Raw genomic sequence first — 16,455 nt, 5'->3', positions numbered from 1 at the left:
CTGGAATTCGTGTCCGACCCAGCTACATATCGTCCGGCAACCGGAACCATCCCGGTCGAGCCCGGCGTCTACAAGTTTCGCGACCCGCACGGGCGCGTGATCTACGTCGGCAAGGCCAAAAGCCTGCGCAGCCGACTGAACTCCTACTTCGCGGATATCGCTTCCCTGCATCCGCGTACCCGGCAGATGGTCACTACCGCTGCCTCCGTCGAATGGACGGTCGTCACCACGGAAGTGGAGGCGCTGCAACTCGAGTACAACTGGATCAAGGAGTTCGATCCCCGGTTCAACGTCCGCTATCGGGACGACAAGAGCTATCCGATGCTCGCGGTCACCATGAACGAGAAATATCCGCGGTTGTTCGTCTATCGGGGTCCGCGCCGCAAAGGCGTGCGCTACTTCGGGCCCTACGCGCATGCGTGGGCGATTCGCGAGACCCTTGATCTCCTCCTGCGGGTGTTTCCGTCGCGCACGTGCTCGGCCGGGGTGTTCAAACGGCACCAGCAAATCGGGCGACCGTGCTTGCTGGGCTACATCGACAAGTGCTCGGCGCCCTGCGTCGGGCGTGTCACCGCCGAGGAGCACCGAACCATCGTCGAGAACTTCTGCGACTTCCTGTCCGGCAAGACGGACAAACTGGTCCGGCAGATCGAGAAGAAGATGCAGGACGCGTCCGAGGATCTCGACTTCGAGACCGCGGCGCGGCTCCGGGACGACGTCGGCGCGCTGCGGAGAGCGCTCGAAAAGCAGGCTGTGGTTCTCGGCGACGGCACGGACGCAGATCTCGTTGCCTTTGCCACCGACCCGCTCGAGGCGGCAGTCCAGGTCTTCCACGTGCGCGGTGGACGCGTTCGCGGCCAGCGTGGCTGGGTGGTGGAGAAGGCCGGCGAGGTCATCGAACAGCAGCACGACGACCAATCGGACCTGCCGGCTCTCGTCGAGCAGTTCCTCACACAGTTCTACGGTCAGGAAGCGGCGCTGGCCGTGCAGTCACCGAACGCCGAGGACGGGAGTTCCAACGCGGTGCCGCGTGAAGTTCTCGTACCGGTGCTGCCCGGCAATGCCGAGGAGGTGCAACAGTGGTTGTCGGCACTGCGCGGCTCCAATGTTCAACTCCGAGTGCCACAGCGCGGTGACAAGAAGGCTCTGGCGGAAACGGTCGAGCGCAATGCCAAAGAAGCGTTGCAGCAGCACAAACTCAAGCGTGCCGGCGACTTCACGTCGCGGTCGGCGGCGTTGCAGGGCATCCAGGAGGCCCTGGATCTCGATTCGGCGCCCCTGCGAATCGAGTGCATCGACATCTCCCACGTTCAAGGCACCGATGTGGTGGCCTCGCTGGTCGTATTCGAGGACGGCCTACCGCGCAAGAGTGACTACCGGCATTACGCAATCAAGGAGGCGGCCGGCGACGGCCGCTCCGATGACGTCGGCAGCATCGCCGAAGTGACACGTCGTCGTTTTCTGCGGCACACAGCGGAGTCGGGTGCGTCGACGCTGGGTGACGCCCTTTCCGGTGGTGACCTGGCTCCGGAGGCCGCATTGGATCCGCAGACCGGACGCCCGCGACGGTTCGCGTACCCGCCGAACCTGTTCGTCGTGGACGGCGGCGCACCACAGGTCGCTGCGGCCGCTGAAGTGCTGGACGAGTTGGGTATCACCGACGTTGCCGTGATCGGTCTGGCGAAGCGTCTGGAAGAGGTGTGGGTGCCGGGGGAATCCGACCCGGTGATTCTGCCGAGAACCAGCGAGTCCTTGTACCTTCTTCAACGAGTCCGAGACGAAGCACACCGGTTCGCCATCACGTTCCACCGCAGCAAACGGTCTCGCCGCATGACGGCCTCTGCACTCGACTCGGTTCGCGGGCTGGGTGAGGCTCGTCGTTCCGCGCTCGTAACGCATTTCGGATCTGTTGCGAAACTCAAGCAGGCGAGCGTCGCCGAGATAACGGAGGTGCCGGGGATCGGGGCGACCACCGCGAAGGCCGTCCTGGAGGCCCTGGGAGCGGGCGACCCGGAGGTACTGGGAGCGGGCGATCCGGAGGTACTGGGAGCGGGCGACCCGGAGGTACTGGGAGCGGGCGATCCGGAGGTACTGGGAGCGGGCGACCCGGAGGTACCGGAAGCCAGCGACCCGGGTTCCGGCACACCTGTGCCGGTGGTGGGGGATGATGGTGCCCGATACGACCGGACTCGACTTCTCGGGGATGCTCGCGATGGTGGGGGCCGGCACGAGACAACTTCGACAGGGCAGGCTGTGACGTGAGCGAATCGGATGTTCGGCGCACCGAGCTGCGGCCGGAGCCGACTGGAAGCGGGGACCGCACGAAGTCGGGGGAGATAGAGGTTGCTCTGGTCACAGGGCTCTCGGGTGCGGGGCTGCGGACTGCCGCGATGGTCTTGGAGGACCTGGGGTGGTATGTCGCGGACAATCTGCCTCCCGAATTGATCTCGAAGATGATCGATTTGGGGTTGGAGTCGCAGCCACGGATCGAGCGGCTCGCGCTGGTGATGGATGTACGAAGTCGTTTGTTCACCGGTGATCTGGGCTGGGTCGTCAAGGAACTGGAGTCCAAGGGCGTTCGAAACCGTGTGTTGTTTCTGGACGCGTCCGACGCGGCGTTGATTCAACGTTTCGAGTCCAATCGGCGCAGCCATCCTCTGCAGAACGACGGCCAGGACGGCACTCTGACGGAGGGTATCGCGGCGGAGAGAATCCGTTTGGCGCAGGTCAAGGCGGTCGCTGATGTAGTAATCGACACGACGTCGATGTCGGTTCATCAGCTTCGTCGCAAGATCGAGGCGTCGTTCAGTGGGTCTGACACCGTGATGATCGGGGTGACTGTGCAGTCGTTCGGCTTCAAGTACGGGCTGCCGATCGACGCCGATCTGGTGTGCGACGTGCGTTTTCTCCCCAATCCACACTGGGTTCCGGAGTTGAGTGCCCATACCGGACGCGAACCGGCGGTACGCGACTATGTGCTCGGTCAGGATGGGGCGCAGGACTATCTGGAGACTTATCATCATCTGCTGCGGTTGACCGTCGAGGGCTACCGGCGAGAAGGAAAGAGCTACATGACGGTGGCGGTCGGTTGCACGGGAGGTAAGCATCGCAGCGTGGCGATGTCCGAGGCGTTGGCGACAATGCTGGATGCACACGACGACCTGTCGGTGCGGGTGCTGCACCGAGACGTGGGTCGCGAATGACCCTGCGACCGACCAACGATGCACTCGCGCAGCCGGCGCCGGGCGGAGCCGACGGGGTGCCTGTCGAGCGACGGCAATTCAAAGCCGTGGCGCTCGGGGGTGGACACGGGCTGTACGCGACACTCAGTGCGGTGCGAATGCTTGCCTCGGACGTCACAGCCGTGGTGACCGTCGCCGACGACGGTGGCTCGTCGGGTCGCCTCCGGACCGAGCTCGGCATGCTTCCGCCCGGGGATCTTCGGATGGCGCTGGCGGCGCTGGCGTGCGACGAGCCGCGGACGCGAATGTGGGCCGATGTCATGCAGCATCGTTTCGGTGGTTCCGGGGCGCTGGCGGGGCACTCGGTGGGCAATCTGATTCTTGCTGGGTTAACCGAGGTGCTGGGCGATACGGTGCTGGCACTCGACGAGGCGGCGCGGCTGCTGGGGGTCGCCGGCCGAGTGGTGCCGATGGCGCCGATTCCGCTCGACATCGAAGCGGATGTGTCCGGACTCGAAGAAGATCCGCGTGTCAGCAGGGTCATTCGGGGGCAGGTGGCGGTGGCCACCACGCCAGGCAAGGTACGTCGGGTGCGGTTGATGCCGTCCGAGCCGCCCGCGACACCGGAAGCCGTCGAGGCTATCGAGGCGGCCGACCTGGTTGTTCTGGGTCCGGGTTCGTGGTTTTCGAGTGTCATTCCACACGTTCTGGTTCCGGAACTGCTGGCCGCGCTGGACCGGTCGACGGCGCACAAGGTGCTGGTGCTCAACCTGGCACCCGAGCTCGGCGAAACGACCGGATTCTCTGCGGAGAGGCATCTGCACGTACTCTCCCAACACGCGCCTGATTTCAGAGTCGACCACATCGTGGTGGACTCTGCCTTCGTGCCTCAGGGGGGCGAACGCGACCATCTCGCTCGGGCCGCGTCGCGTCTCGGAGCCGAAATCGTCTATGTCGACGTTGCTGAATCAGGTTCTCACGCTCATCATTTCGGAAAGCTGGCTGCGGCACTCGGTAGCATCGTCACCTCGGGTGACGACACCGCGACTGATGTGCCGCGCAGAGAGGGGATCACTTCGTGGCCATGACAGCGGAGGTGAAGGACGAGCTGAGCAGGCTCGTGATCACTCAGGTCAGCTGCAGGCGAGCCGAGGTGTCGGCGCTCCTGCGTTTCGCCGGAGGGCTTCACATCGTTGCGGGACGAGTCGTCGTGGAAGCCGAGGTCGACCTCGGGTCCATTGCACGGCGGTTGCGTCGTGAAATCTTCGATCTGTACGGATACTCCTCCGACGTGCACGTCCTGAGCGCAGGAGGTTTGCGAAAGAGCTCTCGTTACGTGGTGCGTGTGGCCAAGGACGGTGAGGCCCTCGCGCGCCAGACGGGGTTGCTCGATATGCGCGGCCGGCCCGTACGCGGGCTCCCCGCGCAGGTGGTAGGCGGTACGGTCGGCGACGCTGAGGCGGCGTGGCGGGGCGCGTTTCTGGCGCACGGATCGCTGACCGAACCGGGCCGGTCCTCAGCTCTGGAAATCAGTTGTCCGGGCCCCGAGGCCGCTCTGGCCTTGGTGGGTGCGGCCCGTCGACTCGGCGTGGCAGCGAAGGCGCGCGAAGTCCGCGGAACCGATCGGGTGGTGGTGCGCGACGGCGAGGCCATCGGCGCCCTGCTCACTCGGATGGGCGCGCAGGACACCAGGCTGGTGTGGGAGGAGCGCCGCATGCGCCGCGAGGTTCGTGCGACCGCGAATCGTCTCGCGAACTTCGACGACGCCAATCTGCGTCGTTCGGCCCGCGCCGCGGTGGCTGCCGCTGCACGCGTGGAGCGGGCATTGCTGATACTCGGTGAGGACGTGCCGGATCATCTGGCCGCGGCCGGTGCGTTGCGAGTGCAGCATCGGCAGGCCTCACTGGAAGAGCTGGGTCAGCTTGCAGACCCGCCCATGACCAAAGACGCGGTGGCCGGACGAATTCGGCGGCTGTTGTCGATGGCCGATCGGAAGGCCAAGGACACCGGTATCCCCGATACCGAGTCGGCGGTCACCGCTGAACTGCTCGACGAGGCGTGAGTGTGCGGCAACGGGTGACGCGCGCGCTGGCGCCGCTCGACCACTAGGGTGGAAACCGCATGTGGGGACGTACCCGCGTGCTGAGCACGACCATTGATTCACACAACTTTCAACAACTTAGGAGCGAACAGTGACGATCCGGGTAGGCGTGAACGGCTTCGGCCGCATCGGACGTAACTTCTTCAGAGCGGTCGATGCGCAGAAAGCACTGGGCACCACCGACATCGAGATCGTGGCTGTCAACGACCTGACCGACAACGCGACGCTCGCTCACCTGCTGAAGTACGACTCCATCCTCGGCCGTTTGCCGTACGAGGTTTCGCTCGACGGTGACGACACCATCGTCGTCGGCGACCAGCGCATCAAGGCCCTCGCGCACCGAGGCCCGTTGAACGAGCTTCCCTGGGGCGAGCTGGGCGTCGACGTCGTAGTCGAGTCCACCGGAATCTTCACCGATGCCGCAAAGGCCAAGGGACACCTCGAAGCCGGCGCCAAGAAGGTCATCATCTCGGCTCCGGCCAAGGGTGAGGACATCACCATCGTCATGGGCGTCAACGACGAAAAGTACGACGGCAGTCAGAACATCATCTCCAACGCCTCGTGCACCACCAACTGCCTCGGCCCCATCGCCAAGGTCCTCGATGACGAGTTCGGCATCGTCAAGGGTCTGATGACCACGATCCACGCGTACACCCAGGACCAGAACCTGCAGGACGCTCCGCACGCCGACCTCCGTCGCGCCCGTGCCGCCGCGCTGAACATCGTTCCCACCGGCACTGGTGCAGCCAAGGCAATCGGCCTGGTTCTCCCGCAGCTGCTCGGCAAGCTCGACGGTTACGCACTGCGCGTGCCGATCCCAACGGGCTCGGTCACCGACCTCACCGCGAACCTGAAGAAGTCGGCCACCGCCGACGAGATCAATGCCGCGATGAAGGCTGCTGCAGAGGGCCCGCTGAAGGGCATCCTCAAGTACACCGATGCACCGATCGTCTCGTCCGACATCGTGACAGATCCCCACTCCTCGATCTTCGACTCGGGCCTGACCAAGGTCATCGACGACCAGGTCAAGATCGTGTCCTGGTACGACAACGAGTGGGGCTACTCCAACCGCCTCGCCGACCTCATCGGTCTCGTCGGAAAGTCTCTCTGATCACATGGCAGTCAAAACTCTGCAAGACCTGATCGACGACGGCGTCTCCGGTCGCCCGGTGCTCGTTCGTTCGGACTTCAACGTCCCGATCGAGAACGGTGTGATCACCGATCCGGGCCGGATCGTCGCGTCGGTGCCGACACTGCAGGCGTTGCTCGATGCCGGTGCCAAGTTGATCGTCACCGCGCATCTGGGTCGCCCCGACGGCAAGCCCGACGCCGCGTACTCCTTGGCGCCGGTCGCGTCGAAGCTCGGTGAACTCCTGGGTCGACACGTCCAGTTGGCCGGCGATGTCGTCGGTCAGGACGCTCAGGCGCGGGCCGAGGGTCTCACCGACGGAGACGTGCTGCTGCTCGAGAACATCCGTTTCGATGCTCGCGAAACCAGCAAGGACGACGACGAGCGCGCGCAGCTGGCTGCCGAGCTGGTGGCACTGACCGACGGCGAGGGAGCTTTCGTCTCCGACGGTTTCGGTGTGGTGCATCGCAAGCAGGCGTCCGTGTACGACGTGGCGCAGTTGCTGCCGTCCTACGCGGGCGGTCTGGTTGCCACCGAGGTCGAGGTCTTGAAGAAGCTCACCGAGACCCCCGAGCGTCCCTACGCGGTCGTCCTCGGCGGCTCGAAGGTTTCGGACAAGCTGGCGGTCATCGAGGCCCTGGCGCCCAAGGTCGACACCCTCGTCATCGGTGGCGGCATGTGCTTCACCTTCCTGGCGGCACAGGGATTGAAGGTCGGTACCTCGCTCCTGCAGGAGGACATGATCCCCACGTGCAAGGACTTGCTGGAGCGGTTCGGTGACGTCATCCATCTCCCCAAGGATGTCGTCGTTGCCGATTCGTTCTCCGCGAGCGCGGAGGCGAAGACGGTGCCGTCCTACGAGATCCCCGACGGGTGGATGGGCTTGGACATCGGTCCGGAGTCGGTCGACCGTTTCGGAACGGTGCTCCGCGCGGCGAAGACGGTGTTCTGGAACGGGCCGATGGGTGTGTTCGAGTTCGAGAAGTTCGCAGCCGGTACCAAGGGGCTCGCCGAGGCGATCGTCGGAGCCACCTCGAAGGGCGCGTTCAGCGTTGTCGGGGGCGGAGACTCGGCGGCGGCCGTTCGAGCGCTCGGCCTGCCGGACGACGGTTTCTCCCACATCTCGACCGGGGGTGGCGCGTCGCTCGAATACCTCGAAGGCAAAGCGCTTCCCGGTCTCGCAGCTCTGGAGGGCTAGAAAATGGCACGTAAGCCGCTCATCGCCGGCAACTGGAAGATGAACCTCAATCACCTCGAAGCTATTTCGTTGGTGCAGAAGATCGCCTTCTCGTTGCCCACGAAGTATTTCGACAAGGTGGATGTCACCGTCATCCCCCCGTTCACCGACATCCGTAGCGTCCAGACGTTGATCGAGGGTGACAAGCTACTGCTCACCTTCGGCGCCCAGGACCTTTCGGCACACGATTCGGGTGCATACACCGGCGAGGTGAGCGGGTCCATGCTCGCCAAGCTCGGCTGCACGTTCGTCGTCGTCGGGCACTCGGAGCGCCGTACCCACCACAGCGAGGACGACGCGACCGTCCTCGCCAAGACGAAGGCCGCGCTGAAGCACGATCTCACTCCGATCGTGTGCATCGGCGAGGGACTCGATGTCCGTGAGGCGGGGGAGCACGTCGCCTACAACGTGGCGCAGCTACGCGGATCGCTGAGTGGGCTCTCCGCGGAGGACATCGCCAAGGTCGTCATTGCGTACGAGCCGGTGTGGGCAATCGGTACCGGCCGTGTCGCCAGCGCGTCGGATGCGCAGGAGGTGTGCTCGGCGATCCGCGAGGAACTGAAGACTCTCGCATCGGCCGAGGTCGCATCAGGCGTCCGTGTTCTCTACGGCGGGTCGGTCAACGCCAAGAACGTCGGCGAGATCGTCGGCCAGCCCGATGTGGACGGCGCGCTCGTCGGAGGTGCGTCGCTCCAGGCGGACCAGTTCGCGACGTTGTCGGCCATTGCTGCCGGCGGACCTCTACCCTGACCGACATGCCCTGACGCAGCATTGCTGCGTTGAGAAGCTGACCCTAATCGGACTGCTTCTTACGTGCCCGTCGTACCTGCCGCGCCGTCACCCCCGAGGTGGTGGCGCGGCAGTGTTCGTCGTACGGGTACGCTGACACAGGTTGTGAGCTGAATCGATGTGAGGCGGATATGGCACTGTTCCTGGATATTCTGCTGGTTATCACCAGCCTGGCGCTGATATTGCTGGTGCTGCTGCACCGCGGCAAGGGAGGTGGCCTGTCCAGCCTGTTCGGTGGTGGTGTTCAGTCGTCGCTCTCCAGCTCCACCGTGGTGGAGAAGAACCTCGACCGTCTCACTGTCTTCACCGCTGTCGTGTGGTTGATCGCCATTCTCGGTATCGGCTTGGAGATCAAGTACTCCTGACCCGATAGGGCTCGGTCCCGGACTGCGCCTGGGTAGATGTTCGACGATAATCGTCATATGAGCAAAACCCCTTCCGAATCGGCTGGATCTCCCGCGTTCGTCACTCCCACGACCCGGGGCCGGGAGCTGACGGAGCCACTGCGCGAGGACATTCGCTACCTCGGCGGGATTCTCGGCGATATCGTTCGCGAACACGAGGGCGAGGATGTCTTCGATCTGATCGAACGCGCCCGCGTCGAATCTTTCGCAGTGCGCCGCGCCGAGGTCGGTCGCGACGATTCGCTCGGCATCTATGCCGACCTCGAGATCGCAAGCGCGATTCCATTGATCCGCGCATTCAGTCACTTCTCCCTGCTCGCGAACCTCGCCGAGGACCTTCACCGAGAGCGTCGTCGGGCGATACATCTGCAGCGCGAGGACCCGCCGCAGGACAGCAGTATCGATGCCACGTGGCTCAAGCTGGACGCTGCCGCGCTCACGCGTGAGCAAGTGGTCGAAGGTCTGACCGACGCCCTGGTCTCGCCGGTCATCACCGCCCATCCGACTGAGACACGTCGGCGCACGATCTTCGACGTCCAGTCGAAGATCACCGAACTGATGCGTCGCCGGGAGGTGGCAGCAGCGACCTCGACTGGCCTCGCGTCCACCGAACTCGCCGCCGTCGATGTTCAGATCAGGCGACAGATCCTGACGCTGTGGGAAACAGCGTTGATTCGTCTGTCGCGCTTGCGAATTCAGGATGAGATCGAGGTCGGGCTGCGGTACTTCGAGACTTCACTGTTCGAGGTCATCCCCGCCCTGAACGCCGACGTGCGCGCAGCGTTACGCCAGCGGTGGCCCGAGGAAGACCTGCTGTCGAGGCCGATTCTGCGCCCAGGATCGTGGATCGGCGGCGATCGCGACGGCAATCCGAACGTCACGGCCGACGTTGTCCACACGGCGACCCATCAGGCCGGCCACGTTGCGTTCTCGCACTATCTCGAGGAGCTGGTCGCTCTCGAGAAGGAATTGTCGATGTCTGCTCGGCTCGTTGCCGTCACAGACGAACTTCTCACGCTTGCAAGCCATTCCGGTGATCCGAACGACAAGCGAGACGACGAGCCGTACCGGGTGGCAGTACGGGGTGTCCGAGCCAGGCTGACCGCTACCGCGGCCTCCGTGCTCGACTCGGTTCCGGTGGCCGGGTTGGAAATCGGATCGACGCCGTATTCGACACCCCAGGAAGTGCTCGACGACCTCGACACGCTCGACCGGGCGCTGCGGGCGGACGGTGACGCGCTGATCGCCGACGACCGACTGCTCTCGCTGCGTCGATCGGTCGAAACTTTCGGCTTCCATTTGCAGGCGCTAGACATGAGGCAGAACTCCGAAACCCACGAGATCGTGGTCGCGGAAATGTTGGCCTGGGCCGGGGTACATGCCGACTATTTGTCGCTGGACGAGGACGAGCGGGTGGCTGTCTTGTCCCAGGAGTTGTCCACGCGGCGACCGCTCGTCGCGCTTGACGCCGAACTGAGCGAGTTGGCCGTCAAAGAGCTGGGGATCGTTCGTGCCGCCAAGATCGCAATCGATCACCTGGGGCCGGAGACCATTCAGAACTACATCATCAGCATGTGCCAGTCGGTCAGCGACATGTTGGAAGCGGCGGTGCTGCTCAAGGAAGCGGGCATTCTCGATCCGGGTGCGGACGGGTCCGCGCCGACCTCGACGGTCGGTGTGGTTCCGCTCTTCGAGACGATCGAGGATCTGCAGCAGGGCGCGAACACCCTTGTTGCGACTCTCGATGTCCCGGTCTATCGGGCACTGGTCGCCGGACGCGGCATGAATCAGGAGGTCATGCTCGGATACTCCGACTCCAACAAGGACGGTGGCTACCTGGCAGCGAACTGGGCGCTCTACCGTGCCGAGCTGGACTTGCTGGAGGCCTCACGCAAGACCGGAATCAGATTGCGGCTCTTCCACGGCCGCGGCGGCACCGTCGGTCGCGGCGGCGGCCCCAGTTACGACGCGATCCTTGCGCAGCCTCCGGGGGTGGTCCAAGGTTCGCTGAGGTTGACCGAGCAGGGCGAGATCATTGCTGCCAAGTACGCAGAACCGTCGATGGCGCGCCGCAATCTCGAGTCGCTCGTGGCCGGAACGCTCGAGTCCACGTTGCTCGACGTCGAGGGTCTCGGAGACAGCGCCGAGCCCGCGTATGCGGTGCTCGACGAACTGGCGGAGAAGGCGCGTGCCGCGTACGGCAGGTTGGTCCACGAAGAACCCGGGTTCGTGGAGTATTTCCGGACGTCTACACCGGTGGCGGAGGTGGGCGAGCTCAACATCGGCAGTCGCCCGGCGTCGCGGAAGCCGACCAACTCGGTGTACGACCTCCGTGCGATTCCTTGGGTGATGTCGTGGAGTCAGTGCCGCGTGATGCTGCCCGGTTGGTACGGGACAGGGTCTGCGTTCGAAGAATGGGTCGACGGCGACGACGCCAAGCTTGCTGAGCTCACCGAGCTCTACCGGAAGTGGCCGTTCTTCCGGACCGTGCTCTCGAACCTGGCACAGGTGATGGCCAAGTCCGATCTGGGGATCGCCGCACGTTACGCCGAATTGGTGCCGGACGAAGAGCTGCGCATACGGATCTTCCGGATGATCGAGGAAGAGCACGCGAGAACCATCGAGATGTACCTGAGGATCACCGGGTTCTCGCGGCTTCTCGAGGACAATCCGGCGTTGGAGAGGTCGGTGCACAACAGGTTCCCGTACCTCGAACCGCTGAACCAGATGCAGGTGGAAATGCTGCGCCGCTACCGTGCGGGCGACGAGGACGAACGAGTCAAGCGAGGAATCCTGCTCACCATGAACGGCCTTGCGACTGCCCTTCGCAACAGCGGGTAGCTCACCTCTCGTGCGGTGTGATCTTTACGCCGCGGGAACCGCACAGGGCCCCGCGGCGTAAAGATCAGATAAGGGTGAATCGACCGCATGGGGGCTCTCGAGATGGTGCAATGCGCGAACAGTGTTCAAGCGTGGCGTGACAGGACGGCGTACCGCAGCTGCTGGCGTCGAGGTCGGGGTGGGCGGGTCAGCCGCCATGATGGCGGGGGAGTGCCCGGGACACCTGTGCCCCCGAAGCCTGTGCCCCCGACACTTGTGCCCCCGAAACCAGTACCGCAGAAGCCGGTTCCTCATCAGCCGGTGGCTGTCGAGCTCTGGAACAAGGATCTCAGGCAGAGTCGGGCTTCGGACGACGGCGGCGCCGATTCGGTGTAGTTCGAGATCGGTGTAGTTCGAGATCGGTGTATCTCGCAATCGGCGCCGCGCACAGCCCTGGGCCGTCAGTCGTTGCCGAGGTGGGACGCAGCGCCCGAGTCGAGGAACCACACGGTGGATTCCGAGCCTGTTGCGCCCGCGGACGGAATGTCGTCCGGATCGGCACCCCCTACGGCGGCGGCGACGGCCTCCGCCTTCCCAGTTCCTGCTACCAACAGCCACACATGCTTGGCTCGTCGAATTGCAGGCAGGGTGAGCGTGATTCGAACTGGCGGCGGCTTGGGGGAATCCTCGACCGCCACGACGTAGTGGACCTTCTCGCGCACCGCATCGGTATGGGGAAAGAGCGAGTTGATGTGTCCTTCGCCGCCCATTCCGAGGAGGTGGATGTCGAAGGCAGGCGTGTGCTCTCCGTCCGAGTGCGACCCCAGTATCTGGGCGTATGCGGCGGCGGCGACATACGGGTCGTTTCCGTGCGGGCCGTCGGATGCTGCCATGCGAAACACACGATCGGGATGGATATCCACATGGTCCAGGAGCGCCTCCGACGCCTGCACCTCGTTTCGCTCCGGGTCACCGCCCGGGAGGAAACGTTCGTCGCCGAAGTAGATGTCGACGTTGGCCCAGTCGATGGAGCCCGAGTCTTTTCGTAGTTCTTCTAGCAGCGAGATTCCGGTGCCACCGCCTGTCAATACGATCGACGCCGAGCCGCGTTCTTGCTGAGCTGCTGTGACAACATCGACGAAGCGAGACCGTGCCGCATCGACGAGAGCCTGCGAATCCAGGTACTGCAATACCGAAGTCTTACTCATAGCTCACTTTCGCCAGTCCGTTCAGGGCCAGTTCGTAGATGTCGTCGGTATCGAGACGGCGCAACTCCTCGGCGAGACACTCGCGTGTTCCGCGTCGGGCGAGGGCCACTTCGGAGTCGGGCTGGCCGGTGCGTCGCAGTGTCGCGGTCTTTCCGGTCTGAGGTCGGGTGAGGGAGATGCTCGTGGTCCGGCGTTGCAGCTCGACCTTCAGCTCGCCTGTTCGGCGATGCACTTCGATGCCGAGTTTGGCGGCGAGCCACCCGGCGAGGATGTCGAGGGCCGGTTCCTCGGCCAACCCCGAGACGGTGGCCGATACGACGTCCTCGTGAGGTGCTTGGTCGAGCGCCGTGGCCAGGAGCCCGCGCCAGTAGGTGATTCGACTCCACGACAGGTCGGTGTCACCGGCGGTGTAACTGGAAAGCCTGCTCTTGATCGCCGCGGTGGTGTCCGGTGCGTTCGTGGCGTCGGTGATACGACGCTTGGCCAGGCGGCCCAGCGGGTCTTTCGCCGGCACCTCGGGAGCTTGGTCCGGCCACCAGACAACGATGGGTGTATCCGGCAACAGAAACGGAATCACGACGCTGTGTTCGTGATCGGCCAGTTCGCCGTTGAGACGAAGCACGACGACCTCGGAGGCACCGGCGTCGCCACCGACACGGATCTGTGCGTCCAGGCTCGATTCGGCCGTCCGATCACCGTGGGTCAGCACGATGACACGGCAGGGATGCTCGCGGCTTGCTTCGTTCGCAGCCCTGATCGCTCGCTCGGCTCTGTCGTTGTCAGAACTGGCGACGATAAGAGTGAGCACCCGACCGATGGTGACTGCGCCACCCGACTCGCGTAGCTCGACCAGTTTCTTGCCGACCTTGGCGGTCGTGGTGGCGGGAATGTCGACTATCACGGCCTTCTCCACTCTCGTCCGGTTCGATGCATCATTTCGTCGCCGGAGCTCGGGCCCCAGGTCCCGGCTTCGTACGGCTCGGCAGTGCCACCTGCTGCCCAGAAATCCAGGATGGGGTCGAGGATCTTCCAGGACAATTCGACCTCGGCGTTCACCGGGAACAGCGAGGGTTCACCGAGCAATACGTCGAGGATCAACCGCTCGTAGGCCTCCGGCGAGGACTCCGTGAATGCTTGCCCGTAGCTGAAGTCCATGCTGACATCGCGGACCTCCATACTCGAACCCGGCACCTTCGAACCGAAGCGCATGGTGACGCCCTCGTCCGGCTGAACTCGGATGACGAGCGCGTTCTGCCCGAGTTCCTCGGTCATGGTGGCGTCGAAGGGCAGGTGTGGAGCCCGCTTGAAGACCATGGCGATCTCGGTGACCCGCCGTCCCAGTGCCTTGCCGGTTCTCAGATAGAACGGCACGCCGCCCCAACGTCTGGTGTCGACCTCGAGGGTGATGGCCGCGTAGGTCTCCGTGCTGGACTCGGAGTCGAATCCTTCTTCTTCCTTGAGACCGCTCACCTTCTGGCTACCCTGCCAGCCTCCGGTGTATTGCCCACGCGCTGCCGTTTCCTCCAGTGGCTCCGCGAGTTTCGTCGCCGAGAGCACTTTGATCTTCTCGGATTGGAGTTCGGACGGGCTGAAGCTGACGGGCTCTTCCATCGCGGTGATGGCGAGCAATTGCAGCAGATGATTCTGAATCACATCGCGCGCTGCGCCTATCCCGTCGTAATACCCGGCGCGCCCTCCCAGTCCGATGTCCTCGGCCATGGTGATCTGGACATGGTCGACATAGTGCGCATTCCAGATGGGATCGAAGAGCTGATTGGCGAAGCGCAACGCAAGAATGTTCTGGACCGTCTCCTTGCCCAGGTAGTGATCGATGCGGAAGACGGTGTCCTCCGGGAAGACCCTGTTCACCACCGCGTTGAGTTCCTTGGCGCTCTGCAGATCATGACCGAAGGGCTTCTCGATGACCACGCGCCGCCACTTCTCGGCGTCGCCCTCGGCCAGCCCCGAACGTGAAAGCTGTTCGAGCACAACCGGGAATGCCCCGGGCGGGATGGACAGGTAGAAGGCATGGTTGCCGGCTGTACCGCGAGTTTCATCGAGTTCGGCCAGCGTCCGTGACAGCTCGTCGAAAGCCTCGTCGTCATCGAACGACCCCTGCACGAAACGGAAGCCCTCGGCGAGCGTGCTCCACACTTCCTCGCTGAATGGAGTGCGCGCATGATCGCGAACTGCGTCGTGCACGACCTGCGCGAAGTCCTCCTTGCCCCACTCACGGCGTGCGAACCCGACCAGGGCGAAACCGGGGGGTAGGAGCCCCCGGTTCGCCAGGTCGTACACCGCAGGCATGAGCTTCTTGCGAGCAAGATCTCCGGTGACGCCGAAGATGACCAGGCTGCACGGGCCGGCGATCCTGGGCAATCTCTTGTCACGAGGGTCACGAAGCGGGTTGTGCCACTCCGCCTGATCCTTGAGGTTCGAGTCTGCGGTGTTCACGTATCAGCTCTTCTGGCCGGCTTGGCGGAGCTGCTCGCCGGTGGCCTCCAGTAGTTCTGTCCAGGACGCCTCGAACTTCTCGACACCCTCGTTCTCGAGCGTGAGGAAGACGTCCGTGACGTCGATGCCGATCGCGGAAAGCTCGTCGAACACCGCCTGGGATTCCGGACCCTTGCCCGAGATGGTGTCCCCGTTGATCGCACCGTGGTCGGCCGCTGCGTCGAGAGTCTTCTCGGGCATGGTGTTGACCGTGTTGGGGGCAACCAGTTCGGTGACGTACAGCGTGTCCGGGTAGGCAGGGTTCTTGACTCCGGTCGATGCCCAGAGCGGACGCTGCGGCCGGCCGCCGGAGCCGACGAGTTCGTGGAAGCGCGGAGCGACCTCGAACGCCTGCTGGTAGGCAACGTAGGCCAGGCGAGCGTTCGCGAGCGCAGCCTTGCCCTTGAGCGCCTCGGCGTCGGGGGTACCGATCTTGTCGAGCCGCGCGTCGATCTCGGTGTCGACGCGGGAGACGAAGAAGGATGCCACCGAGTGGATCGTGGACAGGTCGTGGCCGGCTGCTCGGGCCGCCTCCAGTCCGTCCAGGTAGGCGCCGATCACGGCTTCGTACCGCTCGACGGAGAAGATCAGTGTGACGTTGACGCTGATGCCCTCGCCGATGACCTTGGCGATTGCCGGTATACCCGCCTCGGTGGCGGGGATCTTGATCAGCACGTTGGGGCGATCGACGATCTTCCACAGTTCGACAGCCTGGGCGATGGTCGCCTCGGTGTCATGTGCCAGACGAGGGTCGACCTCGATCGACACGCGTCCGTCGACTCCGGCCGAGGACTCGTACACCGGCGCGAAGATGTCGCAGGCGTTGCGAACGTCGTCCGTGGTTACTGTACGGATGGTGGCGTCGACGTCGGCGCCGCGCTCGGCGAGCTCGTTGACCTGCGCGTCGTATGCCTCGCCCTTGCTCAGCGCAGCCTGGAAGATCGACGGGTTCGTCGTGACTCCGACGATGGACTTGCTGTCGATGAGCTCCTGCAGGTTGCCGGAGGAAATGCGGTCGCGGGAGAGGTCGTCGAGCCAGACGGAAACTCCGGCCGCGGATAGGTCTGCAAGATTCTTGTTCTGGGTCATGAT

The 16,455-nt window shown here is 64.2% G+C and carries 13 protein-coding genes; 9 read left to right on the top strand and 4 right to left on the bottom strand.

Features of this window, described 5'->3' with window-relative positions; genetic code table 11:
* Nucleotides 1–9: 9 nt before the first annotated feature.
* The 9 genes from uvrC to ppc all read left to right on the top strand — a co-directional run bounded on the left by uvrC (nt 10) and on the right by ppc (nt 11,683).
* A complete protein-coding gene (gene uvrC / locus KVY23_RS10520; RefSeq protein WP_374108715.1) occupies nt 10–2,262 on the top strand; it encodes an excinuclease ABC subunit UvrC in 2,253 nt (750 codons plus the stop codon).
* Nucleotides 2,263–2,288: 26 nt separating this feature from the next.
* Entirely contained in the window at nt 2,289–3,203 is a 915-nt protein-coding gene (gene rapZ, locus KVY23_RS10515; RefSeq protein ID WP_230556434.1) for an RNase adapter RapZ, read from the top strand.
* Nucleotides 3,200–4,270 carry a uridine diphosphate-N-acetylglucosamine-binding protein YvcK gene (gene yvcK, locus KVY23_RS10510; protein ID WP_083667545.1) on the top strand — a complete coding sequence of 357 codons (1,071 nt, stop codon included), beginning with the start codon at nt 3,200–3,202 and terminating at the stop codon, nt 4,268–4,270. The genes rapZ and yvcK overlap by 4 nt, the downstream gene beginning before the upstream one ends.
* Nucleotides 4,261–5,244 carry a DNA-binding protein WhiA gene (gene whiA / locus KVY23_RS10505; RefSeq protein ID WP_206510662.1) on the top strand — a complete coding sequence of 328 codons (984 nt, stop codon included), beginning with the start codon at nt 4,261–4,263 and terminating at the stop codon, nt 5,242–5,244. The genes yvcK and whiA overlap by 10 nt, the downstream gene beginning before the upstream one ends.
* Before the next feature lie 130 nt (nt 5,245–5,374).
* Nucleotides 5,375–6,394, top strand: a complete 1,020-nt coding sequence (gene gap / locus KVY23_RS10500; RefSeq protein WP_075838672.1) for a type I glyceraldehyde-3-phosphate dehydrogenase — start codon at nt 5,375–5,377, stop codon at nt 6,392–6,394.
* A 4-nt stretch (nt 6,395–6,398) separates the two neighbouring features.
* Nucleotides 6,399–7,610, top strand: a complete 1,212-nt coding sequence (gene pgk, locus KVY23_RS10495; protein ID WP_206510661.1) for a phosphoglycerate kinase — start codon at nt 6,399–6,401, stop codon at nt 7,608–7,610.
* A 3-nt stretch (nt 7,611–7,613) separates the two neighbouring features.
* Entirely contained in the window at nt 7,614–8,399 is a 786-nt protein-coding gene (gene tpiA, locus KVY23_RS10490; protein WP_075838674.1) for a triose-phosphate isomerase, read from the top strand.
* A 170-nt stretch (nt 8,400–8,569) separates the two neighbouring features.
* Entirely contained in the window at nt 8,570–8,803 is a 234-nt protein-coding gene (gene secG / locus KVY23_RS10485) for a preprotein translocase subunit SecG (protein WP_075838675.1), read from the top strand.
* A 57-nt stretch (nt 8,804–8,860) separates the two neighbouring features.
* Nucleotides 8,861–11,683 carry a phosphoenolpyruvate carboxylase gene (gene ppc, locus KVY23_RS10480; RefSeq protein ID WP_230556352.1) on the top strand — a complete coding sequence of 941 codons (2,823 nt, stop codon included), beginning with the start codon at nt 8,861–8,863 and terminating at the stop codon, nt 11,681–11,683.
* 440 nt (nt 11,684–12,123) lie between these two features.
* Here the strand turns inward: ppc and pgl are convergent, their stop codons facing one another.
* Genes pgl through tal form a run of 4 tightly spaced genes read right to left on the bottom strand, consistent with a single transcriptional unit; the run spans nt 12,124 to nt 16,452 of the window.
* A complete protein-coding gene (pgl, locus tag KVY23_RS10475; RefSeq protein ID WP_230556351.1) occupies nt 12,124–12,870 on the bottom strand; it encodes a 6-phosphogluconolactonase in 747 nt (248 codons plus the stop codon).
* Nucleotides 12,863–13,771 carry a glucose-6-phosphate dehydrogenase assembly protein OpcA gene (gene opcA / locus KVY23_RS10470; protein WP_230556350.1) on the bottom strand — a complete coding sequence of 303 codons (909 nt, stop codon included), beginning with the start codon at nt 13,769–13,771 and terminating at the stop codon, nt 12,863–12,865. The genes pgl and opcA overlap by 8 nt, the downstream gene beginning before the upstream one ends.
* The gene (gene zwf / locus KVY23_RS10465; RefSeq protein WP_230556349.1) at nt 13,768–15,324 is read right to left on the bottom strand and encodes a glucose-6-phosphate dehydrogenase; all 1,557 of its coding nucleotides are present in this window, start codon (nt 15,322–15,324) and stop codon (nt 13,768–13,770) included. Before zwf ends, opcA begins: the two co-directional genes overlap by 4 nt.
* A 3-nt stretch (nt 15,325–15,327) precedes the next feature.
* Complete coding sequence (gene tal / locus KVY23_RS10460) at nt 15,328–16,452, bottom strand: transaldolase (protein WP_075838680.1); 1,125 nt, start codon at nt 16,450–16,452, stop codon at nt 15,328–15,330.
* Between the last annotated feature and the right edge of the window lie 3 nt (nt 16,453–16,455).

Source organism: Rhodococcus sp. I2R (genome assembly GCF_020889545.1).
Classification (GTDB): domain Bacteria; phylum Actinomycetota; class Actinomycetes; order Mycobacteriales; family Mycobacteriaceae; genus Rhodococcoides.
Note: the sequence above shows the minus strand (reverse complement) of the source record. Positions and strands in the feature narration are given on the sequence as shown.

What these genes read in the sequence shown, in the direction of transcription:
- yvcK (WP_083667545.1), top strand. Translation starts at nt 3,200, where the DNA reads ATGACCCTGCGACCGACCAACGATGCACTCGCGCAGCCGGCGCCGGGC.
- pgk (WP_206510661.1), top strand. Translation starts at nt 6,399, where the DNA reads ATGGCAGTCAAAACTCTGCAAGACCTGATCGACGACGGCGTCTCCGGT.
- tpiA (WP_075838674.1), top strand. Translation starts at nt 7,614, where the DNA reads ATGGCACGTAAGCCGCTCATCGCCGGCAACTGGAAGATGAACCTCAAT.
- secG (WP_075838675.1), top strand. Translation starts at nt 8,570, where the DNA reads ATGGCACTGTTCCTGGATATTCTGCTGGTTATCACCAGCCTGGCGCTG.
- ppc (WP_230556352.1), top strand. Translation starts at nt 8,861, where the DNA reads ATGAGCAAAACCCCTTCCGAATCGGCTGGATCTCCCGCGTTCGTCACT.
- pgl (WP_230556351.1), bottom strand. Translation starts at nt 12,870, where the DNA reads ATGAGTAAGACTTCGGTATTGCAGTACCTGGATTCGCAGGCTCTCGTC.
- tal (WP_075838680.1), bottom strand. Translation starts at nt 16,452, where the DNA reads ATGACCCAGAACAAGAATCTTGCAGACCTATCCGCGGCCGGAGTTTCC.